Raw genomic sequence first — 25,533 nt, forward strand, 5'->3', positions numbered from 1 at the left:
CTTCTCATTGTGATAGTTTTTTGTGGAGTTTTTGTGTCTGGGCGATGGAAAAATTGTTAAGTTGCGGTTTCTTCAATCTTTCTTCAAACCATTGCGCTTATGATGTAACGCGGCAATAGACCGGAGCAGGAGGGAGCATAGATTGAAACTGCCGTTTGATACATTGCGAGGGAAAAAGCCGCGCAAGGGAAGAAAGCTGTTTTCGTTCCGCAAAGCGGAGACCGAGCAGCCGCAGACGGATGCGGCGCCCGGCGCGCACAGCAAAAAGAAAAAGCGCGGGAAGCTGAAAAAGAAGGTGGTCATCCCGGCCGTACTGATCGTTGTGCTGGTCGGCGGTTTGGGTGTGCGGCACTTTTTGCTGGCGGGGAAGGACGAGGTCACCCAGACCTATACCGAGAGCGAAGCGTCCCGGCAGGACATTCAGCTGACCCTGTCCGCAACCGGCACCATCGAGCCGGCCAACCAGTACGAGGTGACCAGCGCCGTGCAGGGCGAGGTGCTCTCCTGCACGTTTGAGGAAGGCGACGAGGTCAAAAAGGGCGATGTACTGTATGAGATCGACAGCACGGACGCGCAGAACTCGATCGAGCAGGCGGAGCTGTCGCTTCAGCAGAGTCAGAACAGCTATAACCAGACGGTCGAGAGCCTGGATGATCTCAATGTCAAGTCGGACAAATCCGGCGTAGTGACCAAACTGTATGTTGAGGTGGGCGATCAGGTGCAGGCGGGGGCGACGATTGCGGATGTGCGCGATTCTTCGTCCATGGAGCTGACCGTGCCGTTCAATTCCGCGGACGCGGCTTCGTTTGGTGTGGGCGCGACGGCAACCGTCACGCTCGACGGCTCGTTTGAGACGCTTACCGGCGCGGTCACGGCGATCGATGCGGCGGATACCGTGCTGGACGGTTATCAGATCGTCCGTTATGTTACCATCCGGGTGAGCAATCCGGGCGGCCTGTCCACCTCGTCGGCGGCCAGCGCAACGATAAACGGCGTAGCCTGCAATCAGGGCGCAAACTTTACTTATCTGTCCGAATTTACCATCACTGCCGATACCGCCGGCAAGGTGGCGAGCCTGTCCATCCGGGAAGGCTCGTCCGTGTCGGCGGGACAGACCGTAGCGACGCTGTCTTCCACCTCGGTGGCAAATCAGGTCGAGAACAGCAAGCTGTCGCTTGCGCAGCAGGAGCTTTCCTATCAGAATACCGTGGATAAGCTGGACGACTACACGATTACTGCCCCCATCGACGGCACGGTGATCACCAAAAACACCAAGGTCGGCGATACGCTGGACGCCACCAACGGCCAGACCACGCTGGCCGTCATCTACGACCTGTCCTATCTGACCTTTGATATCTCGCTCGATGAGCTGGATATCAATGAGGTCGCAGTTGGCCAGACGGTCAACATCACCTGCGATTCGCTCGAGGATGCAGGCACAATTGAGGGCGTGGTGACTAAAGTTTCGGTTGCAGGCACGACCGCCAACGGGGTAACCAGCTATCCGGTCACCGTGCAGATCGACAATCCGCCGGAGGATCTGCTGCCCGGTATGAACGTGGACGCGACCATTGTGGTCGAAGAGGCGACGGATGCGATCGCGGTGCCGATTGCTGCGGTGCAGCGCGGCAATGTGGTCTATGTCAAGGATGACAGCGCCAAAAATACGGACGGCACAATGGTGAACGGCACGCTGCTGCCCGACGGCTGGAAGGCGGTTGAGGTGGAAACCGGCCTGTCGGATGCGAACTACATCGAGATCGTTTCCGGTATTGCAGAAGGCGATATCGTTTATGTGCCGCAGGTGATCCGTGAGTCGTCCGAGGAGCAGGGCGAGATGGGTGAGATGCCCGGCGGTATGGGCGGCATGGGTGGTATGTCCGGCGGCGATATGGGCGGCATGCCCTCCGGCGGCGGAGGCGGCATGCCTTCTGGAGGCGGCGGTATGCCTTCGGGCGGCGGAGGCGGTATGCCGTGAGCCGGATACAGCAAACCGCAGCCCAAACGCCGCTCATCGAGCTGCGCGATATCTATAAGATCTACCATATGGGTGACACCGATGTGCATGCGTCGGACGGCGTTTCCATGAAAATTTACCGGGGCGAGTTCGTGGCGATCGTCGGCCAGTCCGGTTCGGGCAAGAGTACGCTGATGAATATCATCGGCTGTCTGGATGTGCCGACAAGCGGGCAGTATTTGTTAAACGGTGAGGACGTGTCCGAGCTGACCGATGATGAGCAGGCCGAGATCCGCAACAAAACGCTCGGCTTTATCTTCCAGCAATACAACCTGATTCCCAAACTGAACGTGCAGGAAAATGTCGAACTGTCGCTTTTATACGCCGGTATGCCGGCGGACGAGCGCGCTGAGCGGGCGCGCTATCAGATCGCGCGCGTCGGCCTTGCGGGCAAGGAGAAAAACCTGCCGAGTCAGCTTTCCGGCGGTCAGCAGCAGCGTGTGTCCATTGCCCGCGCGCTCGCGGGCAACCCGTCGGTCATTCTGGCCGACGAGCCGACCGGCGCGCTGGATTCGCGCACCAGCCGGGAAGTGCTGGACTTCCTGCGCAAACTCAATGACGAGGGCAACACCATCGTCCTGATTACGCACGACAACAGCATTGCGCAGGAGGCCAAGCGGGTCATCCGCGTGGCGGACGGTAAAATCATTTTTGATGGCCCGGCGCGTGAGGCCTTCCCGAGAGGAGACTGACGGATGGGATTTACACAGGCGTTCAAGCTGGCGCTCAAAAGTCTGGCGGGCAGCAAACTGCGCGCGTTTCTGACCATGCTGGGCATCATCATCGGCGTCGGCTCGGTGATCATTCTGGTTTCCCTCATGCAGGGCATGACGGGTGAGGTCACCTCGATGTTTGAGGACATGGGCACCAATGTGCTGACCGTCAATGTCACCGGCCGCGGCTCGTCCCGCACGGTGGACGTGGACGATATGTATGACCTGTATGAGCAAAACACCGATGTGTTCATGGGCATGAGCCCGACGGTGTCGGTTATGGGTTCGGTCAAAACATCGACCGGTTCGGACAGCTTTTCGTCCACCACGGTCAGCGGCGTGTCCGAGCAGTATGCCGAGATCAACGACCTCGGGCTGCAAAGCGGCCGCTTCATCAGCTATGCTGACCTCGAGGCGCGCAGCAAGGTGGCGGTCGTCGGCGCCTATGTGGCGAACATGCTGGGCGGGAACGCGGTCGGGCAGACGGTCAAGGTTAACGGCAATGCGCTGATCGTGGTCGGCGTATTGGCAGCGCAGGACGACGCGTCCGAAGGCTCGGCGGATGACTGCATCTATCTGCCGTATACGACGGCCTCCAAGCTGACCTTTGGCGAGATCTCAACCTATACCTTTGCCACATGGGATGCCTCGCTGAACACACAGGGCACGACCATTCTGGACAATGCACTGTATGCGGTGTTTGAAAACGAGGATTTTTATACCATCTCCGACATGCAGGAGATGATTGACTCGATGGAAGAGATGATCGGGATGATGACCATGGTGCTGGTCGGCATTGCAGGCATTTCGCTGCTGGTCGGCGGCATCGGCATTATGAACATTATGCTCGTGTCGGTCACCGAGCGCACGCGCGAGATCGGCATCCGCAAATCGCTGGGCGCAAAGCGGCGCGATATCATGCGCCAGTTCGTCATCGAGGCGGGAACGACCTCGGCGCTCGGCGGCGTGATCGGTATTGTGTTCGGCGCGGCGGTGGCGGTGTCGCTCGGGCAGCTGATCGGTATCAACGCGACCCCTTCGGTGAGCGCGGTCGGGGTCAGCTTCGGCGTTTCAGTGTTCATCGGCGTGTTTTTCGGCTTCATGCCAGCGAGCAAGGCGGCAAAACTCAACCCGATCGATGCGCTGCGCTATGATTAAAAGGAGGAAGAACATGAAAAAACTGATTTCGCTCGTGCTCGCGGCGGCGGTCCTGCTTGGCTGCCTGCCGGCGGCGCTTGCCGCGTCCGTGGCGTCGGAGAGCGTGGTCGAACAGGTGATCCGCGCGGCTGGCATCATGGTGGGCAACACGAGCGGCAACCTGAATCTGGACAAATCGGTCACCCGCGCGGAATATGCCAAGATGCTGGTCGCAGCGTCCAGCTACAAAGACAAGGTGGCGGGTACGTCCAATGTTTCCCCCTTCTCCGATGTGCCGTATACGCATTGGGCGGCGGGCTACATCAAAACCGCGGTGCAGCAGGGCTGGCTGACCGGCTATCTGGACGGCAGCTACAAGCCGGATAAGACGGTCACGCTGGAAGAGGCAGCGACCGGCTGCCTCAAGCTGCTCGGCTACACAACTGAGGACTTTTCCGGTTCGTACCCGTATGGTCAGTTGGCGCTGTATCAGTCGCTCGGGCTGGACACGGGCGTGACCGCGTCGCAGGGCACGACCATGACCCGCCGCAACATGATGTACCTGTTTTACAACCTGCTCAACGCGGATACCAAGGATGGGCAGGTGTATGCCCAGACACTGGGTTATACGCTGAACAGCAACGGCGAGATCGACTACCTGAGCATGGTTTCCGACACGATGGAAGGGCCGTTTGTCGTGGAGGGCAGCCTGTCCGATCTGGTTTCGAGTGCGGGCAGGACGGTTTACCGCAACGGCTATGCATCCACGGCCGACGCGGTGCAGCAGTATGACGTAATTTATTATAACGATTCGGCCATCTGGGCCTATGCCAACGCGGTCAGCGGCACCTATCAGGCGGCGTCTCCGTCCGCTTCTTCGCCGACCTCGGTGACGGTGGCGGGCAATACCTATGAGATCGAGACGAGCGAAGCCGCCTATGCGCTGTCCACGCTGGGCGGGCTGAATATCGGCGATATCGTGACCCTGCTGCTCGGACGGGACGGCAAGGTGGCCTACGCGCTGCCGGCGGAGGATTATGCCTCCGCCGTGGCCGGCGTAGTGACGGCGGTCGGTACGGGCACCTATCACAACGCGGTCGGCAACGCCTATACGACGCGCACGGTCACGGTGGCGGCGACCGACGGCAATTGTTACACTTATCCCTGCTCCAAAACCTCGATTGAAGAGGGCGATTTGGTTTCGATCGGTTTCGGCTCGTCCGGAACCGATGTTTCTATCCTGCCGTCTTCGTCGGTGACCGGTACGGTATCCGGTCACACGATCGGCAGCAAAACCATGGCGGATGATATCCGCATCTTGGACGTAAATGACACCAGCACCGTGCGTGTGTATTATTCCCGCTTAAACGGTGCGGTGCTGGACAGCCGGGATGTGCGGTATTATGCGGAAAATGAGGACGGTGAGATCACCGATCTGATTCTGAACGACTTTACGGGTGACCTGTACGAATATGGCATCATCACCTCGGTGGAGGAGGAGTCGAATGACATGAGCCTGTCCGGCAGTTATACCTATCTGCTGAACGGTGAAAAGCAGACGATCGCGACGAGCGGCAAAACGCTCGGCGCCAAGACCGGCCCGGCGCGGCTGACGATCGAAAACGGGCAGCTCGCCGCGACGCGCACCCTGTATCAGATCAAGAATCCGGACAGCATCACCCAGCTTGGCGTGACCAAGGATGAGGAAAGTTGGCTGTTTGCGGATGCCTGCGCGGTGTATCTGTATGACAATTCGGCGTACAGCCTGCTTTCGCTCAACGAATTGCGCAACAACTTTGATGCGTACAACATCACCTGCTATTATGACAACGACACGGATGACGGCGGCCGCATCCGCATCATCGTGGCGCGGCCGGCATAAGGTCGGACGAAAAAAGGGTTTCTCCTATGGAGAAACCCTTTGATATTTCTTGCGCTTTGCACAAACAAAAGATATAATATCTGTATAAAATGCAGATTGGAGCGAGAACAATGGCTTCGGATAAAACCAATGTAATGCGTGTGCTCGAGCAGCATAAAATCGCGTATACCGCACATGAATATCCGCACGGCAAGGAAGCGGTGGACGGCGTGAGCGTGTCCAAACTGCTGGGACTGAACGTCGATCAGGTGTTCAAAACGCTGGTCGCGCGCGGCCGCTCGGGCAGTTTTCATGTATTTGTCATCCCGGTGGCCAAAGAGCTTGACCTGAAAAAGGCCGCCAAGGCCGCGGGAGAAAAGTCGGTGGAGCTGGTGCATGTCAAGGAGCTGCTGGGCCTGACCGGCTATGTGCGCGGCGGCTGCTCGCCGGTGGGCATGAAAAAGGCGTTTGCCACTGTGTTTGACGAGAGCGTCAACACTATCCCGACCGTGATCGTGTCGGCGGGCAAGATCGGCTACCAGATCGAGTGCGCCCCGGCGGATTTGATCGCGCTGACGCGGGCCAAAACCGCGCCCATCACGACGGACTGAGCAGTTCTTCGGCATCCGGAAACAGTGCGAACACGGTCTGCACGCCGCAGCCGGCCAGCTGCGCGAGCTTGGCCTCGAGCGTGGAGGTATCGTCGAACAGCACAAAGTGCGCGCGTCCGTCGGGATCGGTGTAGGTGAAGTATTTGGCGCACAGCTCGCGCGAGAAAAAGGTCTGCGCACCGGTGCGCGTCAGCAGGGCTTCGCGCTCGGTTTTGGTCAGGGTTTTGCCGTTCGGCGTGTTGGAGGGCAGCATGAAATCCTGCGAGACCGGCTGCAAGAACGCTGCGATGCGCGCCGCGCCGTAAATGCCCTGCAAAGAGGAAATGTAGGCGGTCAGACTGCCGCCGGAGAGCGCGGTCGGCGTGGTCAGTATGGCGTGCGTCAGCTGGCGGCCGCAGGGAAGCGGGACGAAAAACGGGATGCCCGCATCGTGCAGCGCGGTGTCGAACGCCGCAAGCAGCGCGCGGCCGCGCGGGGTATCGTGTTCAAAATCGGCGAATACGCCGGGCGCGCCCGTGCGACGGGCTTCATAGACCAGATCGGCCGCCAGCCGTTCCGGGTTGCACATCGCCAGATCGAGCGGCGGGTCGCATAAGCCCAGCAGGCAGTGCGCCTGCGCGGTGGGAAGCTGCAGCCGCTGCAAGGCGCCTTTGGGCGTGATGCCCAGACAAAGGTGCAGCACGGGCATGCCCTGCCCGGCTGCGCGTGCCGTATCCCGGCCGGTGCATACCAGCACCAGATTTTTCGTATATACCATCATGATCGACTCCCTTGTGTTCGGGCAGCGGCGCATGGTGGGGAGAGCGGCGCTGCACTGGACTTTTTGGACAAATTCTATTACACTATATGTGGCACCCGCCAAAGTGAGAACGCAGGAGTGAACGAATGAGCAAACTGATTCCGGATTATGTGTTTGAATCCATTTATGATATTACGCCCGCGCTGCTGCAGCAGCACGGGGTGCGCGGCGTGCTGATCGACCTGGACGGGACGATGGCCTCACGTAAGGCCGCGCTGCCGCCGGATACGCTGGCGCCGTTTGTGCAGACGCTGCGCGAAGCCGGGCTGCGCGTGCTGGTGTTTTCCAACAATCGCGAGACGCGTGTGCGCAAATTCTGTCAGGCGCTGGGCGCGGAGTACCATTGCCGGGCGGCCAAGCCGCTGGCATTCGGCTTCCGCCGTGCAGCCGAGCGGTTGGGGCTGCCGCTGACACAGGTCGCCGTGATCGGCGATCAGATTTTTACCGATGTGCTGGGCGGCAACCGCGTCGGCGCGCTGACCTGTTATGTGCAGACGCTCGACCGGCATTCGTTCTGGATCAATCTGCGCTATCAGATCGAGCGCGGATTCATCGAGCGCGGCAAGCACAGAATGGAAGCGAGGGAACGGCATGAGTGAGGCGAAATTCGGTCCGGCGGGCAATTCTGAGTCCTTTGCCGCCGAAGGGTTCAAAAAAAGCGAGGACGCGCCCGCGTGGCTGGCAGCCAAGGGGCTGACCGCGTTTGAATATCAGTGTGGCCGCGGCGTGCGCTGCGGGGAGGAGACCGCGCGCAAGATCGGCGCGGCGGCGGCTCTGCACGGCATCGCCATGAGCATCCACGCGCCGTACTTTATCAACCTTTCCTCGGAGGAAAGCGAGCGCATGGAGAAAAACGTCGGCTATGTGATGGAGACAGCCAAGCTGGCTGTGCCGCTCGGCGCGACGCGCATGGTGGTGCACTGCGGCGGACAGGGCAAGCTGACGCGCGAGCGCGCGATGCGCAACACGCATGAGAATGTGAAAAACATTCTGCGCGCGCTCGAGGAAGCCCATCTGACCGGCTGCACGGTCTGCCTGGAAACCATGGGAAAAAAGAGCGTGCTCGGCTCGGCAGAGGAGGTCTGCGAGCTGGTCGCAGCGGATGAGCGTCTGCTGCCCTGCATCGACTTCGGGCATCTCAATTGCCGCACAGGCGGCGGCATGTCCACGCGGGAGGATGTAAAACGCCTGTTTGACCTGATGGAAAACACCATCGGTGTTGAACGCACGCGTGTGCTGCACGCGCATTTCTCGCATATTGAATATAACGACAAGGGAGAGGTGCGGCACCTGACCTTTGCCGACACCGCGTACGGACCGGATTTTGCGCCGGTTGCACAGGAGGCCGCGGCACGCGGCTACACCCCGACGTTTATCTGCGAGTCGGCCGGCACACAGGCCGAGGATGCCGTGACCATGATGCAAATTTTTCAAAAGGAGATAGAAAAATGAAAAAAGTGCTGCTGATCCATGGACCCAATATCAATTTGACCGGTCAGCGCGAGCCGGGCATTTACGGCTCGGAAACGCTGGCCACCATCAATGCGGAGGTCGTGACCAAGTGCCAGCGGCTGGGAATGGACTGCGCGGTGTTTCAGTCCAATTCGGAGGGCGCGCTCATCGACCGCATCCATGCCGCGCGCGAAGACTGCGACGCCATCATCATCAACGCGGGCGCGTATACGCATTACAGCTACGCTCTGCGGGACGCGATTGCGGCGGTGCGGCTGCCTGCCGTAGAGGTGCATATGTCCAATGTGGATGCGCGCGAGGAATTCCGCCACAAGTCGGTCATCGGGCCGGTCTGTGCGGGTTCGATTGCGGGCTTCGGCAAGCACAGCTATCTGCTGGCCGTGGATGCGGTCAAGGCAATCATTGGGTGAGGCGACAAAAATGAAACGAAAGGAATTGCAGGAGCTTTTGCTCGAAGCGCCCTATGACGCGCTGGTGCTGACGAGCGAAGTCAACCGCCGCTATGCGACCGGTTTCCACTCGACCGCGGGTGCGGTGTATCTGTCCGCGAAGCAGGCAGTGTTCTTCACGGATTTCCGTTATGTCGAAGCGGCGCGCGCCGCGGTGACGGACTTTGAGGTGCGGGAGATCGGCGGCGGCCGCAGTTATACCGCGGCGATCAACGAGCTGATCGAGCAGGACGGCGTCAAAACGGTTGCGCTCGAGGACGGGACGCTGACCTATGCGGAGTACATGACATGGGCTTCCGCGCTGCACGCGACCGCCATGCGGCTGGAGGACGGCGTGGCCTGCCTGCGTGTGGTCAAAGAGGACGACGAGGTGCAAAAGATCGTTGCGGCGCAGCGCATTGCCGAGCAGGCGTTTGAGGAGGTCATGAACGACATCCGCATCGGCGTGACCGAAAAGGAGATCGCCGCGCGCCTGACCTATCTGATGCTGCATTACGGGGCGGAGAATATGTCGTTCGACCCGATCGTGGTATCGGGCGCGAACAGCTCCAAGCCGCATGGCGTGCCGACCGAGAAAACCATCGCCGCGGGCGATTTTGTGACGATGGATTTCGGCTGCATCGTGGACGGCTATTGCTCGGATATGACGCGTACGGTCGCGGTCGATCATGTGACCGAGGAGATGCAGCGCGTATATGACACCGTGCTGGATGCACAGCTGGCAGGCATCGCGGTGTGCAAGGCGGGCGTGCCCGGCTCTGAGGTGGATGGCGCGGCGCGCCGCGTGATCGAGCAGGCGGGCTACGGCGATGCGTTTGGCCATGGCTTTGGTCACGGCGTCGGTCTGGAGATCCACGAGGCGCCGAATGCTTCCGTGCGGTCGGAAATGCCGCTGCCGGCAGGCAGCATCCTGACCGCGGAACCGGGCATCTATCTGCCGGGCAAGTTCGGCGTGCGCATCGAGGACATGCTGTATGTCATCGAGGACGGCTGCATCAACCTGACCGAGGCGCCTAAAACGCTGCGTATTTTGTAAGGGTACCATCAGACAGAAAAAAGCACCGGAAACGAATTTCGTTTCCGGTGCTTTGCATGTTAAGTAACCGATAGGAGGAAGAGATTAGTCTTCGTCTTCGATTTCCAGATAATCAGCCAGATCCTTGAACAGTGCGGTCGGGTCAACGTCATCCTCCAGCACGATCTGCAGGGGCTCGTTGAGGGACAGCAGGAACATGCCGAGCAGGCTCTTGGCGTCTACCATGCCGCTCTTGCCGTGAATCCAGATGTCGAAGCCGTACTTGGTGACGATCTTGTTGATCTTCTGAATGTCGTCCGTATTCTTAACACGAATACCTCTGGTCATAAAAATTACCTCCATTTCAAAAACGCGTTTTTCCTTTTCTGCTAACATTATAGCATAAAAATGCGGAAAGAAAAGAGTTTTTTGCGCCATTCGGCATTTTTCATCATTTTGAAGCGTGGATTCGTGTGCATTGCATAAAACTTGTGTTTTATGCACAAAAAGTGCGCAGAAAAACTGTGCAATGTGCGAATTTCACAATAATATAACAAAAAAACAACAGCCTGCGTATCAGCAGGCTGTTACATTCCGGACCGGACGGCCCCACACCGTCCGGCACTGTTTGCCCCCACGGGCTTTCTACTCTTCTATCGAAATGGTGAATTGATCGATGCGAACAGCCGCAATCGTTTCGGTTTTCAAAAAGCGGCGGCTTTCCGATCCAGCCTGAAATTCATACTCGATGCCGAACTCTGCTGTTGCGGCATCTGTGCTGCCGGAACTGAGTGAACTGCCGCGTGCTGCGGTTTTTACGATGGTGCCATCCCGCAGGACAAGCGTTACGGTTGGCGCCTGCCGGTCGTAAAAGAACGAATGTTCCTTAGAGGCGGAGTCGATCGGCATTGTGCCGGTCAGCTCCAGACCGAGCGGCGAAATGGTCAGTCCGGTCAGATGCATGTCGTTGGCGGCGTTCAGATTCAGCTGGCGCGTCAGCGTTTGTGCGCTCGGCGCGCAGAAGGAAAACGACCAGCCGTCTTTGGTCAGCGGGGTGAAGCGCTGATAGGAGATCTGCGGCTCCAGATAGGGCAGATCCTGCTCGGTCAGCCCCTCAAACTGGGTCTCGTACAGTTCCGTGTCGCAGTCGGCATCGCCGTAGCCGTGCTGCGAACCGAAGTACAGACGGCCGGTGCGGATATCCCGCAGGGAATCAATTTGCGCGGCTACGCTGTCGTACAGATTGCGTTCGGGCATGCGCAGCGAAACGCACAAAAGGTCGCCCTCAAAGGCGACGCCGGCAAATTGGATCTCGGGCGATTGGTAGGACTGCGGCAGGAGGGCGTTGGTGCAGTCCTGCTGCTGGAGGGCGGCCAGACGCTGCGCACCGCTGTCCTCTTCCTGCAAGGAAACCGGATGCGAGCGATAGATCGCGGCCAGATCGACCGGCGCGGGCAGCGAGTCGGTTTGCTCCATGGTGGAGGCCGGCTCGATCGTCAGCGTCAGCTGCCGGTCGCCGGGGTCTTCGGTCAGCGAAAAGGCGCTGTAATAGTATTCGACCGACGGGTCGGTGCTGTCAAGCGAACCCGTGCCGCTCGACGAAACGCAGTACTCCTCCGAGCCGTCCATCAGCAGGGAGGCATCGCCCAGCATGGTCATGCGGGAATCGCCGTGGATGTCCGAGCCGTCCTCATAGCGGAAGGAATAGAGCACGGCGACCTGTTGTTCGCTGACGATGGCGTCCTCCAGCGTAATAGTGCATCCATCGACCGTCTGCGTTTGCCATACGGGCGTAGCCAAACCGTCCGGCATCATCACGCCCCGCCCGAACAAGGCGTTCCAGCCGCCGGAAAGCTGCACCATGGCAGCGGCTGCGGTCGCCGTCAGCAGGACGGCGGCAAGGACAGCGGCCAGAATGCGCTGCGGGCTGCGCAGCGGCATGCGGTGGCTGCGGCGGGCACGCTGCTCGCGCACGGCGCCGGCAATGTCGTACATCGGGGTCTCGATCTGTTCGAGTGCCTGACGGATCCGCAGGTCATCCGGTGTGAGTTTCATACGACTTGCTCCTCCTTTCTGCCGGCGTCCCCTCCAGCGCTTGGGCCAGCTTTTTGCGTGCGCGTTCGTACCGCTTGCGCAGAGTAGCGGCCGGCCTGCCGTAAATGACGGCAAGTGCGTCAAAGCTGCGCTGTTCAATGACACGGCTGTATACCAGCGCGCGCTGCTCGGGTGAGAGCGTTTCCAACGCGCGCCGCAGGTCCTCGCCGATATAATCCGGATCGGACGCCACGGGCGGCGGCGTGACCAGCTGGCGCTTACGATGGCGCAGCATGTCCACGCAGGTCGTGTAGGCAAGGCGGTACAGCCATGCGCTCAGGCTGGTGCCCGGACGGAACCGGCGATGGTTGTCATAAGCTTTGATGAAGGTCGTCTGCACGGCGTCCTGCGCTTCGTGATAGTCGCACAGGATGTGGTGACAGTACCGCAGGAGCGGCTGACCGTATAGTGCAATTGCATCTGCGAGCGCTGCCTCGCTGCCGCTGGCAAAGCGCTCGTCCAATGGGCGGGCGTCCATGACTGCGCCCCCTTTCGTAGGAACATGTTCACCCGTTATAACGGATGTGGGGCGCGTTTTGTGACAGGGGTTTCGGATATTTTTCCGTTTTGTTACGAATATTCGTGAAAGACAACAAAAAGAGCCGCCGGAATTGTGCATTCCGACGGCTCTTTCTTTTGAAATGGGATTACGGCTCGAGGCGGTTCATGTCACGCGGGAACATGGACGCTTCACGCACATTGTTCAGACCGAGCAGCTGCATGGTCAGGCGCTCCAGGCCGATGCCCAGACCGCCGTGCGGCGGCATGCCGTACTTGTGCAGCATGGTGAAGGACTCAAACAGCTCGACGTTCATCTTGCGCGCTTCCAGCTTGGCGATCTGCTGCTGATAGTCGTGGATACGCTGGCCGCCGGTCGTGATTTCCAGACCGCGGAACAGCAGGTCAAACGACAGCGCGAGCTTGGGATCTTCCGGATCGTCCATCGCGTAGAACGGGCGCTTAGCAGACGGGAAGTGGGTGACGAACACGAAATCACTGCCGTGCTCTTCCTTGGCCCACTGGCAGAGCAGCACTTCCTCATCCGGGTTGAGGTCGTAGCGGTTCTTGGACTTGTGGCCGTATTTCTCTTCCATGATCTGCTTGGCTTCGTGGAAGCGGATGGTCGGGATCTCGGTGATCTCCGGCACATCGGTTTTCAGCATCTCAAGTTCTTCCGGGCAGTGCTCCTTGACGTACGCCATCACATACTTGAGCATGCCGGTCTCCATTGCCATAACGTCGTACATCGAGTCGATATACGCCATCTCGAAGTCCAGGCCGATATATTCGTTTAAGTGGCGCGAGGTGTTGTGGCGCTCGGCGCGGTATACGCTGCCGATCTCAAACACGCGGCCGAACGCGCCGGCCAGATACTGCTTGTGGAACTGCGGGGACTGCGCCAGATAGGCCGGCTGGCCGAAGTAATCCAGCTTGAACAGGTTTGCGCCGCCTTCCGCGCCCGCAACCACGATCTTGGGGGTGTGGATGTGGGTGAAGCCCTGCGACTGCATATACTGTGCAAAGCCGTCCGCGATCGCGCCCTGCACGCGGAATACCGCCTGCTTGCGCGGATGGCGCAGCGTGATCGGACGCAGCGGCAGGTCAACGTCGAGCGACAGGCCCATATACTTCTTGCCCAGCGGCACCGGTAGCTGGTCGTACGGACGGGCAAGCACCTGGATCGCGCTGAGCACGACCTCCACGCCGTGTTCGGCGCGCGGCTCTTCGCGCACCGTGCCGGTCACTTCGAGCACCAGCGCATCCTTGATTTCGCTGCGCTTGATGCCGCCGATCTCATCGCCCTGGAAGGTGCACTGGATCAGGCCGCGCTCGACGCGCATGATGACGAACGCAAAGTCCGACATGTCGCGCACGCGGTGTACCGTGCCGCGGAACGTAACTTCGCCGCCGACTGCATCGCAGACGCGCTTGACCGTATCGACGTACTGGCCCGCTTCGTGAATCATTTCCATAATCATTAACGCCTCTCTATTTCAGCATTTTCATACAGGGTCATATTATACCATTGATTTGCGGGATAGACAAGATTTTTGAGAGAAAAAGGTGGGAATTTCAACGGAAAAATTGGATTTACCGCTTGAGCTTGCGCAGGACGGCTTGCATTTCCGCGCGTCCTTCGCCGCTGGCGACGATGCAGACTGCATAGACCACCGCGCCCGCAGGCACGGCGCACACCAGCCGCAGCAGGTTGCTCACCGGCAGCATCGTGCAGGCAAAGGCCGCCGCGCCGCACAGCAGGGCGGAAACCACGATGCGAATGATGTTTTTGGCGGGAACGCGGAACAAAAAGCGGCGGCGCACCCGCGCGCAAGTGATGAAAAAGTAGGATGCGAAGGCGACGATCGAACCGATGGCGCCGCCCGTGAAGCCGACGGCCTGCAGCAGCAGGACGCTGGAGATCACCTTGATGACCGCTGCCGCCGCGCTGTTCTGCAGCACGGAAACCGTGGACTGCTCGAGCTCGTACGCCTTGTTGGCGTATTCGGTCAATCCCATGAACAGCATGGCCAGCGCGGTATACGCGATGACCGGCGCGCCCGCGTCATACCCTTTGGCGAACAGCACGCGCGACATCGGCAGCGCGACCGCCGTCAGTCCGGTCACGGCCGGCACGGCGATCAGCAGGTACAGCCGCACGCCCTGATCGAGCAGGGGCTTGGCCGTTTCGCGGCCGCCCTCACGCCACGCGCGCAGCACCGCGGGATAGACGCCGCGCATGATGCCGACCGAGATCATGGTGAACAGGCCGGACGCGATCGAGTTGTTGGAGGAATAGATGCCGTAAACATCCATATCGAAAAAGCCGACCACCAGATATTTGTCGATCTGGTTGAGCAGCGTGACCGAGATGGAAACGCCCATCAGCGGCACGCCGAAACGTAGGAATTTGTTCAGCAGATCGCGCGAGAACCAGCGCAGCCGCGCGATCGACGGCAGACCAAGCGCGAGCACCGCACCGATCCCGGCCACGCCGTCCGCCACGGTGTTGGCACAGATGGCGGGGAAGGGGGACGCAGGGTTGCGCATGCCGAACACCAGCGCGTAGGCGACCAGCAGCTTGAGGCCGGCCGAGGTCAGGCTCAGCGAAATCGAGGCCCGCATCCGGCCGAGCTGGATGAGTGCGGCGTTGAGGATCTGGAAGATCGTGTAGCTGAAAAACATGGTCATGAATCCCAGATACAGCGGATCGCACAGCAGGATGGCCGCGCCGCAGCAGAATACTGCGACGGCCGCACAGATGATCAGGTAGATGGTCGAGACCGTGGAAAACAGGCCGCGGCCCTGATCCTTGCCGAATTCCTCTCCGACATAGCGGGTGGCGGCGTTTGCCATCCATCCGGCCAGAATCAGATAGGCGATCTGCACGTTGAAATTGATGAAGTTGAACGTGCCGACCGTGGATTCGTAAAACAGGTGGGTATACAGGGAGGTACACGCGATTACCAGCAGGCCTTCAATGACCTTCGCGGGCAGAAACAGCATCGCGTCGCGTGTCATGGTGTTTTTTGAGGACAAAGGGAAACCCTCGCTTTCGGTCAGATAGATATAGTATAGCATGGTTTGGGGGCAAAAACAAATAACGGTTTGTAAACACCGCGACTTGTGTTTTGCATTTGCGTTCTTTTCGTGCTATACTGTCTGTATCTGTGAGAAAATGTCCTTTGGAGGAATCTGTTTTGCGAGTGATGCATGTGATGGGCGGCGGCGACGTGGGCGGCGCCAAGACCCAAATTATGAATACCGTCACCGGGCTTGCCAGACGCAATGATGTGATGCTGATTTCCTTCCGCGCCGGCCCGTTCGCGGACGAGGCGCGTGAGCGCGGCATCGATGTGCGCGTGATCGAGCGGCACAACCCGTTCCGTGCGGCGCGGGCGATGCGCGATCTGGTGGACCAGTTCCGGCCGGACATCATCCACTGCCACGGCGGCCGCGCCAATCTGATGGGCGCGATGGTGCGCCGCACGCGCCGCGTGCCGGTCGTGACGACCGTCCACTCGGATTATAAGCTGGACTACCTCGGCAACCCGCTCAAGCAGCATACGTTCGGCGCGGCCAATGCAGTGGCGCTGCGCTTTCTGGATTTTTATCAGCCGGTGGCCGACCGCATGGCGCGCACCCTGATCGAGCGCGGCTTTGATCCCGAGCGCATCGTTAAGATCTATAACGGCATGGAGTTCCGGCGGCCGGAGGGCGAATTTGACCGCGCCCAGTATCTCAAAGAAAACTACGGCGCGGAGATCGAGGAAGGGGACGTGCTGTGCGGCATTGCCGCGCGTCTGACCGCGGTCAAGGACATTGCGACGACCGTGCGCGCCTTTGCCGCAGCCTTGCAAAGCGCGCCGCAGCTGCGTCTGTTCATCGCAGGCGAGGGCGAGGATGAGGACATGCTCCGCAAGCTCGCCGACCAGCTCGGCGTTTCCGAGCGTGTGACGTTCTGCGGCTGGGTCTCGCCTGTGGAGCCGTTTTTCCGCGCGATGGATATTAACGTCCTGTCCTCGGTGTCCGAAACCTTCCCGTATTCCATTCTGGAGGGCGTCTGCGCGGGGTGCGCGACCATTTGCTCGGACGTCGGCGGCATGCCCGAGCTGATCGACACGGGTGAAAATGGTTATATTTTCCCGGTCGGGGACGACAAAAAGCTGAGCGAATATATGACGCGGCTGGCAAACGACGCTGCGCTGCGCGAGACCTTTGCGCAGGCGCTGTATGAAAAGGCGTCGAGCAATTTTTCCAAAGACAAAATGTGCGAGCGGCAGGAGGCTAACTACCGGCATCTGCTCGCGCGCTTCCACCGCCCCAAGGACGAGCGCGAGAGCATCGTCATCTGCGGCGCGTATGGCCGCGGCAACGCGGGCGACGACGCGATTCTGGAGGCCATCGTGCAGGAGATGCGCGCGCTCGACCCCGAGCGCACGATCTGTGTCATGTCCCGCCGGCCCAAGGAGACAAAGCTCACTTACCGCACGGGCGCGGTGTATACCTTCAATATCTTTTCCGTTCTGCGGCGCTTCCGCCGCGCGGCACTCTATATCAACGGCGGCGGCACACTCATGCAGGACGTGACCTCGACCCGTTCGATCTGGTATTACTGCTACACGCTGCGCGCGGCGAAAAAGCGCGGCTGCAAGGTCATGATGTACGGCTGCGGCATCGGCCCGATCAACCGGGCGGGCAACCGAAAGATGGCGGCCAAAACCATCGATGGATCGGTTGACCGCATCACGCTGCGCGACGAAAACTCCCGGCAGGAGCTGGCGCGCATGGGCGTGACCCGGCCGGATATCCGCGTGTCCGCCGATCCGACCATCATCCTCGACCCCGCGCCGCGCGAGATCGTCAACCTTGCGCTCGAACAGAGCGGCATCGACCCGGAGGGCAAGTATATCGGTTTCGGCCTGCGCAACTGGAAGGGGCTGGACGCGGCGCTGCCCGCGATCGCGGCGGCGGCGGATTATGCCTATGAAAAGCACGGCCTGACGCCGGTGTTTGTGCCGATCGAGTTCCCGAGCGACCTGACGCCTGCCGAGCGGGTGGGCGCGCTGCTGCATTGCCCGTGGTACGCGGTGCGCACGCGGCAGCCGATCGAGGTGACCATCGGCATCCTCGCGCGCATGCAGACCGTGGTCGGCATCCGCCTGCATTCGCTGATGTTCTCGGCGGGGCAGGGTGTGCCGGTCGTCGGCATGAGCTATGATATCAAGGTGGACAGCTTCCTTAAGTATATCGGCAGCAGCACCTGCTTGCAGCTGCGCGAGGTGCGGGCGGATGAGCTGTGCCACCTGATCGATAAATGCCTGTCCGGTGCGCTGGACGAGGAAGTGCGGCGCAACGCCAAGCTGCTGCGCGAGCGCGAGCACGAAAATGTGCGCGGCGCCGCGACACTGCTTGGCATTCAAAACGAAAAGGAGGAGGCAGCACAATGAAAAACCATGTCGTTTGCCTTTCAACCACCAACTATCACCCGCTGCCCACGCGCAAACAGAACGTGATGAGCCGTCTGCGGAACAGCGAGGTGCTGTATTTTGACCCGCCGGTGTCGCTGATCGCACCGCTCAAGGACAAAAAAGCGTCCGCCTATCTCAAGAAATACAAGCAGCCGGGCGAAAAGGTCGAGGGACACGAAAACATCACGGTGTACGCGCTGCCGCCCGTTCTGCCGTTCTTCAACAAGTTCCGTTGGGTTAACAAGATCAACCAGAAGCGGCAGGCTGCCTTTGTGCGGCAGAAGATGCGCGAGCATGGCTTCGGGGACGAGACCGTGCTGTGGTGCTACTCGCCGTCCTCGTGCGACATTGTGGAGCACATTCCGCATCGCGCGTTGGTGTATGACTGCGTGGACCGCCATTCGGCCTATAAGGGTCACATCAACCCGGCGGTCGTCGATCAGATGGAGCGCGACCTAGCAAAGCCCGCCGATCAGGTGTTTGCGACCGCGGTCGGTCTGGCCGAAACGCTCGAAAAAATCAACCCGACGACCAAAATGATCCCGAACGGCGCAGCGTACGAGATCTTCTCGCGCGTGCAGACGGAAAAGGACACGCTGTCCTGCCCGGAGGATATGAAGAATCTGAAACATCCGGTGTTCGGCTTTGTCGGCATGCTGCAGGAGTGTATCGACTACGCGCTGATCGAAAAGCTGGCGAAAGAACGGCCGGACGCGACAATCTTCCTCATTGGCCGTACGCTGCCGGGCGTCGACCTGACGCATCTGCGGCAGTATCCCAACATCGTGTTCCACGGTCTGGTGCCGCAGCCCGAGCTGCCCGCGTACCTTGCGCAGATGGACGTGTGCCTGAACGTGTTCCGTGCGGGTGCTTTGAGCAAGGATGTGTCGCCGCTGAAATTCTATGAGTATCTGGCGACCGGCAAACCGGTGGTTTCCACACGCGAGCCGCTGCAGGTAGAGGATTTCAAGGACGTGGTCTACATTGCGCACAATGCGGACGAATTTCTCTCGCTGTGCGACGCTGCCGCGGCGGAAAACGATCCGGAAAAGGTGCAAAAACGCTTGGCGTACGGCGCGCAGTGCTCGTGGACCGAGCGCGTGCACCAGATGGAAGCCGTATTATATGCCAAGGGCGTTCTGCACGAAAGCTGACGCGCGCGGCGGATATCTTTGGGCATTCGTACAAAACACGAAAAAACCATGTAAAATGCTTGCAATGCACGGCTGCATTCGATAAAATAATAGTGTATCTTCACCGATCATCCGAGAGAAAGAGGTGCACCCATGACCGGCAGTGTTTTCTTGATCAAAACAGTGGAAATGCCCGGGCATTCGTGCATGATTTCGGGTATTGGTGCAGCACATTGAGCACATATAGGACACGGGTATATCCGTGTCCTCATTTGTTTTTGAGGAGGAATCGCAGATGAAAAAAGTACTGGTCATCATGGGCTCGGACAGCGACCTGAAGGTGATGGAAAAGTGCATCGATCGCCTGAAGTCGTTTGACATCCCGACCGAAGTGCGCATTTGTTCTGCACACCGCACGCCGGCGGTGGCGGAGCAGCTGTCTCAAAACGCGAAGGCGGACGGCTTTGGCGTCATCATCGCGGCAGCGGGCAAGGCGGCCCATTTGGGCGGCGTGCTGGCGGCCAACACGACCCTGCCGGTCATCGGCGTGCCGATGGGTACGAGCGTCATGGGCGGCATGGACAGCCTGCTCTCCATCGTGCAGATGCCCAAGGGTATCCCGGTGGCGACCGTTGCGATCGACGGCGCGGACAACGCAGCCATTCTGGCCGCGCAGATGATCGCCCTGTCGGACGACGCGCTGGCGGACAAGCTTGCACAGTTCAAGAAGGACATGGCAGACGAAGTCATGGCAAAGGACGAAAAGGTCAAGGCACAGTTTGCATAAAGGGTAAAGGCGCGGCGGGCGGAACCATTGCCGCACGCCGGGTACAACCCAAAACAAAATGGTTTGTTTTAAATTACACATATAAAAATGGAGGAAAATGGACATGGAAAAGAAAGAACAGCTCTACGAAGGCAAGGCTAAGAAGGTTTTTGCGACCGACGATGCAAATTATGTAATCGTGGACTACAAGGACGACGCGACCGCGTTCAACGGTGAAAAGAAGGGCACGATCGCAGGCAAGGGCGTCATCAACAACGTGATGAGCAACCATATGTTCCAGCTGCTCGAGCAGCAGGGCGTGCCGACGCATTTTGTCGAGCAGCTTTCCGACCGCGAGACCCTGGTCAAGAAGGTGTCCATCGTACCGCTCGAAGTCATCATCCGCAACATCTCGGCCGGTTCGTTTGCCAAGCGTTACGGCGTAAACGAAGGCATCGTGTTTGACGAGCCGACCATCGAATTCTCCTACAAAAACGACGATCTGGGCGACCCGCTCATGAACGCTTACCATGCCATCGCGCTCAAGCTCGCGACCCGCGAGGAGATCGAGCGCATCAAGGCCATGGCATTCAAGGTCAACGAAGTGATGAAGCAGTATTTCGATACGCTCAACGTCACGCTCGTGGACTTCAAGCTCGAGTTCGGCAAGACCGCGGACGGCACCATCGTGCTGGCTGACGAGATCAGCCCGGACACCTGCCGTCTGTGGGACAAGACCACGGGCGAGAAGCTGGATAAGGACCGTTTCCGTCGCGATCTGGGCGGCGTAGAAGAGGCCTACCAGGAAATCATGAAGCGCGTAATGAGCAAGTAATCCCATATTGAAAAAAGGCAAATCCATGAAATATCGTATTCTAAAGCAAAGCAAAACCCCGTTTGACAAGGTGCACGAAGAGTGCGGTGTGTTCGGCATCGCCGCACCGGAAGGCAAGGAGATCGCAGCCGCACACGAAGCGTATGTTGCACTGTTTGCCTTGCAGCACCGCGGACAGGAGGCAGCCGGCATCGCGGTCAATAACCGCGGTGTCATCCACTGCCACAAGGACGTCGGTCTGGTCAGCCAGGTGTTCAACCAGCAGATTCTGGACAGCATGCCCGGCTCGATGGCGGTCGGTCACGTCCGCTATTCGACCACCGGCAAGCAGTCGCGCGAAAACGCACAGCCGATCGCCATTACGCACGTCAAGGGCAACCTTGCCGTGGCACACAACGGCAATCTGGTCAACGCGGGCGAGTTGCGCCGCCGCATCGAACTGAACGGCGGCATCTTCCGTTCTTCGAACGACACCGAAGTGCTGGTGTATACCATCGTCAACGAACGCCTCAAGTGCGGCAGCATCGAAGAGGCGGTCAAAAACACCATGAGCATCATTCAGGGCGCGTATTCGCTGGTCGTGATGAGCCCGCGCAAGCTGATCGCTGCGCGTGATCCGCATGGCTTCCGCCCGCTGTGCATCGGCCTGCTGGACGACTGCTATGTTTTCGCTTCCGAGACTTGCGCGCTCGACGCGCTGGGCGCGACCTTTGTCCGCGACGTTGAGCCGGGCGAGGTCTGCGTGGTGGAAAACGGCAAGCTGCGCTCGATGCACTGCGGCGTGCAGTGCAAGAGTTCCGCCTGCGTGTTTGAGTATATCTATTTTGCCCGTCCGGACTCGATCATCGACGGGGCCAGCGTCGAACTGGCCCGTCAGGAGGCCGGCAAGTACCTGTCCATCGAGCATCCGGTCGGCGCGGATGTGGTCATCGGCGTGCCGGATTCCGGCATTCCCGCCGCGATCGGCTATGCTAAGTTTTCTGGCATTCCGTATGGCGTGGGCCTGATCAAAAACCGCTATATCGCCCGCACCTTCATCCAGCCGGGACAGGACAAGCGCGAGCGTTCGGTGCGCCTCAAGCTCAATGCTCTGCGCACCGCGGTCGAGGGCAAGCGCGTCATCATGGTCGATGACTCGATCGTGCGCGGCACGACCTGCGCGCGGCTGGTAAAGCTTTTGCGCGACGCAGGCGCTGCCGAGGTGCATATGCGCATCTCCGCGCCGCCGTTCCGTCATCCCTGCTTCTTCGGCACGGATATCCCGGAGCGCAGCCAGCTGCTGGCGCACGGCCGCACGGTTGAGGAAATGCGCGAGATCATCGGCGTGGACAGCCTCGGCTTCCTGTCGCTGGAAGCGGCGCGCAAGATCGCCGTGGGCTGCCATCTGGGCTTCTGTGACGCCTGCTTCTCGGGCGAATACCCGATCCCGGTGCCCGAACAGGCCGAAAAGAACATGTTTGAAAACGAAATACCGCTCGGCGCGGACAAGCATGCCGGCGGAAATCAAGACAAGGAGTAACAAATGGGAGGATTTTTCGGCGTAGTCTCCAAGCAGGACTGTGTGCTGGATATTTTCTTCGGCGTGGACTATCACTCGCATCTGGGTACGCGCCGCGGCGGTATGATTCTGTATGACAAGGATCGCGGCTTCCAGCGCCAGATCCACAGCATTGAAAACACCCCGTTCCGCACCAAGTTTGAAAAAGACCTGCCGGACTTTTCCGGCTGCAGCGGCATCGGCTGCATCAGCGACACCGATCCGCAGCCGCTGCTCGTGCGTTCCCACCTCGGTCTGTATGCGCTGACCACGGTCGGCATCATCAACAACGCCGAGGAACTGGTTTCCCGTTACTTTTCCGACCACGGCCATCAGTTCATGGCGATGAGCTCGGGCAAGGTCAACTCCACCGAGCTGGCCGCGGCGCTCATCAACCAGAAGGACGATCTGGTGTCCGGCATCCTGCACGCGCAGGAGCTGATCGACGGTTCGCTGACCGTGCTGGTGCTGACCAAGGACGGCATCATCGCCGCGCGCGACCGTCTGGGCCGTCTGCCGGTGCTGATCGGCCAGAATGAGGACGGCTGCTGCGTCTCGTTTGAGTCCTTTGCTTACCACAAGCTGGGCTATGAGGACGCGTATGAGCTTGGGCCGCGCGAGATCGTCAAGGTCACTGAGGACGGTTTTGAAACGCTCTCGCCTGCGGGCAAGGAGATGAAGATCTGCTCCTTTCTGTGGACGTATTACGGCTACCCCAATTCCAACTATGAAGGCGTCAACGTCGAGGTCATGCGTTACCGCAACGGCGCGATCATGGCGCAGGACGATAAAAAGCGCGGTCTGGCCGAGGATGTGGACTACATCGCAGGCGTGCCGGATTCCGGCGTGCCGCACGCGATCGGCTATGCCAACGAATGCGGTAAGCCCTTTGCCCGTCCGTTCGTCAAGTATACGCCGACCTGGCCGCGTTCGTTCATGCCGGCCAATCAGAAGGTCCGCAATCAGGTCGCCAAGATGAAGCAGATTCCGGTGCCCGAGCTGATCGAGGGCAAAAAGCTGCTGTTTGTGGACGACTCGATCGTGCGCGGCACGCAGCTACGCGAGACCGTGGAATTCCTGTATGAGTCGGGCGCAAAGGAAGTGCATATGCGCTCGGCTTGCCCGCCGATCATGTACGGCTGCAAATACCTGAACTTTTCTTCGAGCAATTCCGAAATGGAGCTGCTCGCTCGCCGCATCGTGCAGGAGCTCGAGGGCGACGAGGGCCAGAAGCATCTGGAGGAATACGCGGACGCCAACACCGAGCGCGGCCAGTGCATGCTGAAAACCATCTGCGAGAAGTTCGGTTTCAGCTCGCTGGGCTATCAGTCGCTCGACGGCCTGCTGGAGGCCATCGGGCTGGACCGCGACAAGGTTTGCACCTATTGCTGGAACGGCAAGGAATAAGCCGTTCCGCCCAATAAACGACGAAGGAGTATTACTATGAGTGAGAGCCGTTCTGAAAGCTACAAGGCAGCCGGTGTAGACGTTACCGCCGGTTACGAGGCAGTCAAGCTGATGAAGCCGATGGTCGAATCGACCTTTACCAAGGGCGTCATGGGTACGCTTGGCGGTTTCGGCGGCCTGTTCCGTCCGGACTTTAAGGGCATGGCTGATCCCATTCTGGTTTCCGGTACGGACGGCGTGGGCACCAAGCTCAAGCTGGCCTTCCTGATGGACAAGCATGACACGGTCGGCATCGACTGCGTCGCTATGTGCGTCAATGATATCGCCTGCTGCGGTGCGCAGCCGCTGTTCTTCCTCGATTACATCGCGGTCGGCAAAAACCACCCGGCCAAGATCGCACAGATGGTTTCCGGCATCGCGGAAGGCTGCCGTCAGGCGGGCTGCGCGCTGATCGGCGGCGAGACCGCCGAGATGCCCGGTTTCTATCCGGTGGATGAATACGACATGGCGGGTTTCTCGGTCGGCATGGTCGATAAGGAGAAGATGATCGACGGCACGAATATCCGTCCGGGCGATGCGCTGATCGGCGTGGCGTCCTCCGGCGTGCACTCCAACGGCTATTCGCTGGTGCGCAAGACGCTGGGCATCAACGAAAAGTCCGTGCGCCGCTACATCGATGAGTTCGGCAAGACGCTCGGCGAAGAGCTGCTGACTCCGACCAAGATCTATGTCAAGGCCATTCAGGGCCTGATGGGCAAGGTCGAAGTCAAGGGCATCAGCCATATCACGGGCGGCGGCTTCTATGAGAATGTGCCGCGCATGCTGCCGGAAGGCATCTGCGCGAAGATCGAGAAGAGCGCAATGCCGGTGCCGCCGGTGTTCGACCTGATCGCCAAGACCGGCAAGATCCCGGAGCGCGATATGTACAACACCTTCAACATGGGCGCGGGCCTCGTGCTTGCAGTCGCAGCGGAGGACGCTTCCCGTGCGGTGGCCGCGATTTCGGCTGCGGGCGAGAAGGCATATGTCATCGGTGAGTGCGTCGCGGGCGAAAAGGGCGTCGTGCTCGAGTAATAGAGTGGAGAATCAGTTATGACGAACATCGCAGTTTTGGTTTCGGGCGGCGGCACGAATTTGCAGGCGCTGATCGACGCGCAGGCCGCGGGCAAGATCGAAAACGGCGCCATCCGGCTGGTGGTTTCCTCCAATCCGGAGGCGTTTGCGCTCGAGCGTGCGGCGAAGGCGTCCATTCCGTCCGCCGTGCTGCGCCGCCGCGACTTTGACAGCGCGGAGGATTATGATGCGGCGCTGACCGCGCTTTTGGAGGAATACGGCATCGGGCTGATCGTGCTGGCCGGGTTTATGACCGTGCTGCCGGACAGCTTCTGCCGCCGGTACGAAAACCGCATCATCAACGTGCATCCGTCGCTCATCCCGTCCTTCTGCGGGGCGGGGTATTACGGCCTGCGCGTACATGAAGCCGCTTTGGCCAAAGGGGTGAAAGTGACCGGCGCAACCGTCCATTTCGTATCCGAAGTGGTGGACGGCGGTGCAATCATCGCCCAGAAAGCGGTCGAAGTGGAGGAGGGCGACACGCCGGAGATCTTGCAGAAGCGCGTGATGCAGAATGCAGAATGGATTCTGCTGCCGCAGGCGGTCAGCGACTTCTGTGCGGGACGCCTGAGCGTCCACGGCGCGTGGGTCACTAGGAAATAAG

The 25,533-nt window shown here is 59.8% G+C and carries 23 protein-coding genes; 17 read left to right on the plus strand and 6 right to left on the minus strand.

What is annotated here, in order from left to right; genetic code table 11:
• Positions 1-142 precede the first annotated feature (142 nt).
• From EJL02_RS11520 to ybaK, 5 genes are all read left to right on the plus strand, one after another.
• Positions 143-1,978 (plus strand): HlyD family efflux transporter periplasmic adaptor subunit, encoded by a 1,836-nt coding sequence (locus EJL02_RS11520; RefSeq protein WP_125116540.1) that lies wholly within the window; start codon positions 143-145, stop codon positions 1,976-1,978.
• A gap of 68 nt (positions 1,979-2,046) precedes the next feature.
• Positions 2,047-2,709 carry an ABC transporter ATP-binding protein gene (locus EJL02_RS11525; protein WP_125116541.1) on the plus strand — a complete coding sequence of 221 codons (663 nt, stop codon included), beginning with the start codon at positions 2,047-2,049 and terminating at the stop codon, positions 2,707-2,709.
• A 3-nt stretch (positions 2,710-2,712) separates the two neighbouring features.
• A complete protein-coding gene (locus EJL02_RS11530; protein WP_125116542.1) occupies positions 2,713-3,888 on the plus strand; it encodes an ABC transporter permease in 1,176 nt (391 codons plus the stop codon).
• Between the two features lie 13 nt (positions 3,889-3,901).
• Positions 3,902-5,749 carry an S-layer homology domain-containing protein gene (locus EJL02_RS11535; protein WP_164510409.1) on the plus strand — a complete coding sequence of 616 codons (1,848 nt, stop codon included), beginning with the start codon at positions 3,902-3,904 and terminating at the stop codon, positions 5,747-5,749.
• A 110-nt stretch (positions 5,750-5,859) separates the two neighbouring features.
• Positions 5,860-6,339: a Cys-tRNA(Pro) deacylase gene (gene ybaK, locus EJL02_RS11540; protein ID WP_125116544.1), complete on the plus strand. Its 480-nt coding sequence runs from the start codon at positions 5,860-5,862 to the stop codon at positions 6,337-6,339.
• On the opposite strand, the gene EJL02_RS11545 is transcribed toward ybaK, so the two are convergent.
• Complete coding sequence (locus tag EJL02_RS11545) at positions 6,326-7,096, minus strand: hypothetical protein (RefSeq protein ID WP_125116545.1); 771 nt, start codon at positions 7,094-7,096, stop codon at positions 6,326-6,328. The two genes, ybaK and EJL02_RS11545, sit on opposite strands and share 14 nt — an antisense overlap.
• A gap of 128 nt (positions 7,097-7,224) precedes the next feature.
• Between EJL02_RS11545 and EJL02_RS11550 the strand changes: the two genes are divergently transcribed.
• Genes EJL02_RS11550 through EJL02_RS11565 form a run of 4 tightly spaced genes read left to right on the plus strand, consistent with a single transcriptional unit; the run spans position 7,225 to position 10,096 of the window.
• Positions 7,225-7,737 carry a YqeG family HAD IIIA-type phosphatase gene (locus EJL02_RS11550; protein ID WP_125116546.1) on the plus strand — a complete coding sequence of 171 codons (513 nt, stop codon included), beginning with the start codon at positions 7,225-7,227 and terminating at the stop codon, positions 7,735-7,737.
• Complete coding sequence (locus EJL02_RS11555) at positions 7,730-8,590, plus strand: TIM barrel protein (RefSeq protein ID WP_125116547.1); 861 nt, start codon at positions 7,730-7,732, stop codon at positions 8,588-8,590. Before EJL02_RS11550 ends, EJL02_RS11555 begins: the two co-directional genes overlap by 8 nt.
• Positions 8,587-9,021, plus strand: a complete 435-nt coding sequence (gene aroQ, locus EJL02_RS11560; protein WP_125116548.1) for a type II 3-dehydroquinate dehydratase — start codon at positions 8,587-8,589, stop codon at positions 9,019-9,021. The genes EJL02_RS11555 and aroQ overlap by 4 nt, the downstream gene beginning before the upstream one ends.
• Positions 9,022-9,031: 10 nt before the next feature.
• Positions 9,032-10,096 (plus strand): aminopeptidase P family protein, encoded by a 1,065-nt coding sequence (locus EJL02_RS11565; RefSeq protein ID WP_125116549.1) that lies wholly within the window; start codon positions 9,032-9,034, stop codon positions 10,094-10,096.
• Between the two features lie 84 nt (positions 10,097-10,180).
• Here EJL02_RS11565 and EJL02_RS11570 read toward each other — a convergent pair whose 3' ends face one another.
• From EJL02_RS11570 to EJL02_RS11590, 5 genes are all read right to left on the minus strand, one after another.
• On the minus strand, positions 10,181-10,423 hold the full coding sequence (locus EJL02_RS11570) for an HPr family phosphocarrier protein (RefSeq protein WP_125116550.1): 243 nt from the start codon (positions 10,421-10,423) through the stop codon (positions 10,181-10,183).
• Positions 10,424-10,720: 297 nt separating this feature from the next.
• On the minus strand, positions 10,721-12,130 hold the full coding sequence (locus EJL02_RS11575; protein ID WP_125116551.1) for a hypothetical protein: 1,410 nt from the start codon (positions 12,128-12,130) through the stop codon (positions 10,721-10,723).
• A complete protein-coding gene (locus EJL02_RS11580) occupies positions 12,111-12,647 on the minus strand; it encodes an RNA polymerase sigma factor (RefSeq protein ID WP_125116552.1) in 537 nt (178 codons plus the stop codon). The genes EJL02_RS11575 and EJL02_RS11580 overlap by 20 nt, the downstream gene beginning before the upstream one ends.
• Positions 12,648-12,816: 169 nt before the next feature.
• A complete protein-coding gene (gene aspS, locus EJL02_RS11585) occupies positions 12,817-14,142 on the minus strand; it encodes an aspartate--tRNA(Asn) ligase (RefSeq protein WP_125116553.1) in 1,326 nt (441 codons plus the stop codon).
• 118 nt (positions 14,143-14,260) lie between these two features.
• Positions 14,261-15,706, minus strand: coding sequence for a lipopolysaccharide biosynthesis protein (locus EJL02_RS11590; protein WP_164510410.1), 1,446 nt, complete (start codon positions 15,704-15,706; stop codon positions 14,261-14,263).
• Positions 15,707-15,876: 170 nt separating this feature from the next.
• Between EJL02_RS11590 and csaB the strand changes: the two genes are divergently transcribed.
• The 8 genes from csaB to purN all read left to right on the plus strand — a co-directional run bounded on the left by csaB (position 15,877) and on the right by purN (position 25,532).
• On the plus strand, positions 15,877-18,117 hold the full coding sequence (gene csaB / locus EJL02_RS11595) for a polysaccharide pyruvyl transferase CsaB (protein WP_243114475.1): 2,241 nt from the start codon (positions 15,877-15,879) through the stop codon (positions 18,115-18,117).
• Complete coding sequence (locus EJL02_RS11600; protein WP_164510411.1) at positions 18,114-19,292, plus strand: glycosyltransferase; 1,179 nt, start codon at positions 18,114-18,116, stop codon at positions 19,290-19,292. Before csaB ends, EJL02_RS11600 begins: the two co-directional genes overlap by 4 nt.
• Before the next feature lie 274 nt (positions 19,293-19,566).
• The gene (gene purE / locus EJL02_RS11605) at positions 19,567-20,058 is read left to right on the plus strand and encodes a 5-(carboxyamino)imidazole ribonucleotide mutase (RefSeq protein WP_125116557.1); all 492 of its coding nucleotides are present in this window, start codon (positions 19,567-19,569) and stop codon (positions 20,056-20,058) included.
• A gap of 103 nt (positions 20,059-20,161) precedes the next feature.
• A complete protein-coding gene (purC, locus tag EJL02_RS11610) occupies positions 20,162-20,872 on the plus strand; it encodes a phosphoribosylaminoimidazolesuccinocarboxamide synthase (protein WP_125116558.1) in 711 nt (236 codons plus the stop codon).
• Between the two features lie 25 nt (positions 20,873-20,897).
• Positions 20,898-22,391 (plus strand): amidophosphoribosyltransferase, encoded by a 1,494-nt coding sequence (gene purF / locus EJL02_RS11615; RefSeq protein WP_125116559.1) that lies wholly within the window; start codon positions 20,898-20,900, stop codon positions 22,389-22,391.
• Positions 22,392-22,394: 3 nt separating this feature from the next.
• Positions 22,395-23,816 (plus strand): amidophosphoribosyltransferase, encoded by a 1,422-nt coding sequence (locus EJL02_RS11620; protein ID WP_125116560.1) that lies wholly within the window; start codon positions 22,395-22,397, stop codon positions 23,814-23,816.
• A 36-nt stretch (positions 23,817-23,852) separates the two neighbouring features.
• Positions 23,853-24,890 (plus strand): phosphoribosylformylglycinamidine cyclo-ligase, encoded by a 1,038-nt coding sequence (gene purM / locus EJL02_RS11625; protein ID WP_125116561.1) that lies wholly within the window; start codon positions 23,853-23,855, stop codon positions 24,888-24,890.
• A gap of 18 nt (positions 24,891-24,908) precedes the next feature.
• Positions 24,909-25,532: a phosphoribosylglycinamide formyltransferase gene (gene purN, locus EJL02_RS11630; protein ID WP_125116562.1), complete on the plus strand. Its 624-nt coding sequence runs from the start codon at positions 24,909-24,911 to the stop codon at positions 25,530-25,532.
• The last annotated feature ends 1 nt before the right edge of the window (position 25,533 follow it).

The organism is Agathobaculum sp. Marseille-P7918 (assembly GCF_900625105.1).
Taxonomy (GTDB): domain Bacteria; phylum Bacillota; class Clostridia; order Oscillospirales; family Butyricicoccaceae; genus Agathobaculum.

Bases quoted from the DNA above. Each gene is read 5' to 3' on its own strand.
- EJL02_RS11620 (WP_125116560.1), top strand. From the start codon at position 22,395: ATGGGAGGATTTTTCGGCGTAGTCTCCAAGCAGGACTGTGTGCTGGAT.
- EJL02_RS11535 (WP_164510409.1), top strand. From the start codon at position 3,902: ATGAAAAAACTGATTTCGCTCGTGCTCGCGGCGGCGGTCCTGCTTGGC.
- EJL02_RS11565 (WP_125116549.1), top strand. From the start codon at position 9,032: ATGAAACGAAAGGAATTGCAGGAGCTTTTGCTCGAAGCGCCCTATGAC.
- csaB (WP_243114475.1), top strand. From the start codon at position 15,877: ATGCATGTGATGGGCGGCGGCGACGTGGGCGGCGCCAAGACCCAAATT.
- purN (WP_125116562.1), top strand. From the start codon at position 24,909: ATGACGAACATCGCAGTTTTGGTTTCGGGCGGCGGCACGAATTTGCAG.
- EJL02_RS11580 (WP_125116552.1), bottom strand. From the start codon at position 12,647: ATGGACGCCCGCCCATTGGACGAGCGCTTTGCCAGCGGCAGCGAGGCA.
- EJL02_RS11575 (WP_125116551.1), bottom strand. From the start codon at position 12,130: ATGAAACTCACACCGGATGACCTGCGGATCCGTCAGGCACTCGAACAG.
- EJL02_RS11600 (WP_164510411.1), top strand. From the start codon at position 18,114: ATGAAAAACCATGTCGTTTGCCTTTCAACCACCAACTATCACCCGCTG.
- EJL02_RS11545 (WP_125116545.1), bottom strand. From the start codon at position 7,096: ATGGTATATACGAAAAATCTGGTGCTGGTATGCACCGGCCGGGATACG.
- EJL02_RS11530 (WP_125116542.1), top strand. From the start codon at position 2,713: ATGGGATTTACACAGGCGTTCAAGCTGGCGCTCAAAAGTCTGGCGGGC.
- EJL02_RS11555 (WP_125116547.1), top strand. From the start codon at position 7,730: ATGAGTGAGGCGAAATTCGGTCCGGCGGGCAATTCTGAGTCCTTTGCC.
- ybaK (WP_125116544.1), top strand. From the start codon at position 5,860: ATGGCTTCGGATAAAACCAATGTAATGCGTGTGCTCGAGCAGCATAAA.
- EJL02_RS11525 (WP_125116541.1), top strand. From the start codon at position 2,047: ATGGGTGACACCGATGTGCATGCGTCGGACGGCGTTTCCATGAAAATT.
- purC (WP_125116558.1), top strand. From the start codon at position 20,162: ATGGAAAAGAAAGAACAGCTCTACGAAGGCAAGGCTAAGAAGGTTTTT.
- aspS (WP_125116553.1), bottom strand. From the start codon at position 14,142: ATGGAAATGATTCACGAAGCGGGCCAGTACGTCGATACGGTCAAGCGC.
- purF (WP_125116559.1), top strand. From the start codon at position 20,898: ATGAAATATCGTATTCTAAAGCAAAGCAAAACCCCGTTTGACAAGGTG.
- purM (WP_125116561.1), top strand. From the start codon at position 23,853: ATGAGTGAGAGCCGTTCTGAAAGCTACAAGGCAGCCGGTGTAGACGTT.
- EJL02_RS11550 (WP_125116546.1), top strand. From the start codon at position 7,225: ATGAGCAAACTGATTCCGGATTATGTGTTTGAATCCATTTATGATATT.
- purE (WP_125116557.1), top strand. From the start codon at position 19,567: ATGAAAAAAGTACTGGTCATCATGGGCTCGGACAGCGACCTGAAGGTG.
- aroQ (WP_125116548.1), top strand. From the start codon at position 8,587: ATGAAAAAAGTGCTGCTGATCCATGGACCCAATATCAATTTGACCGGT.
- EJL02_RS11570 (WP_125116550.1), bottom strand. From the start codon at position 10,423: ATGACCAGAGGTATTCGTGTTAAGAATACGGACGACATTCAGAAGATC.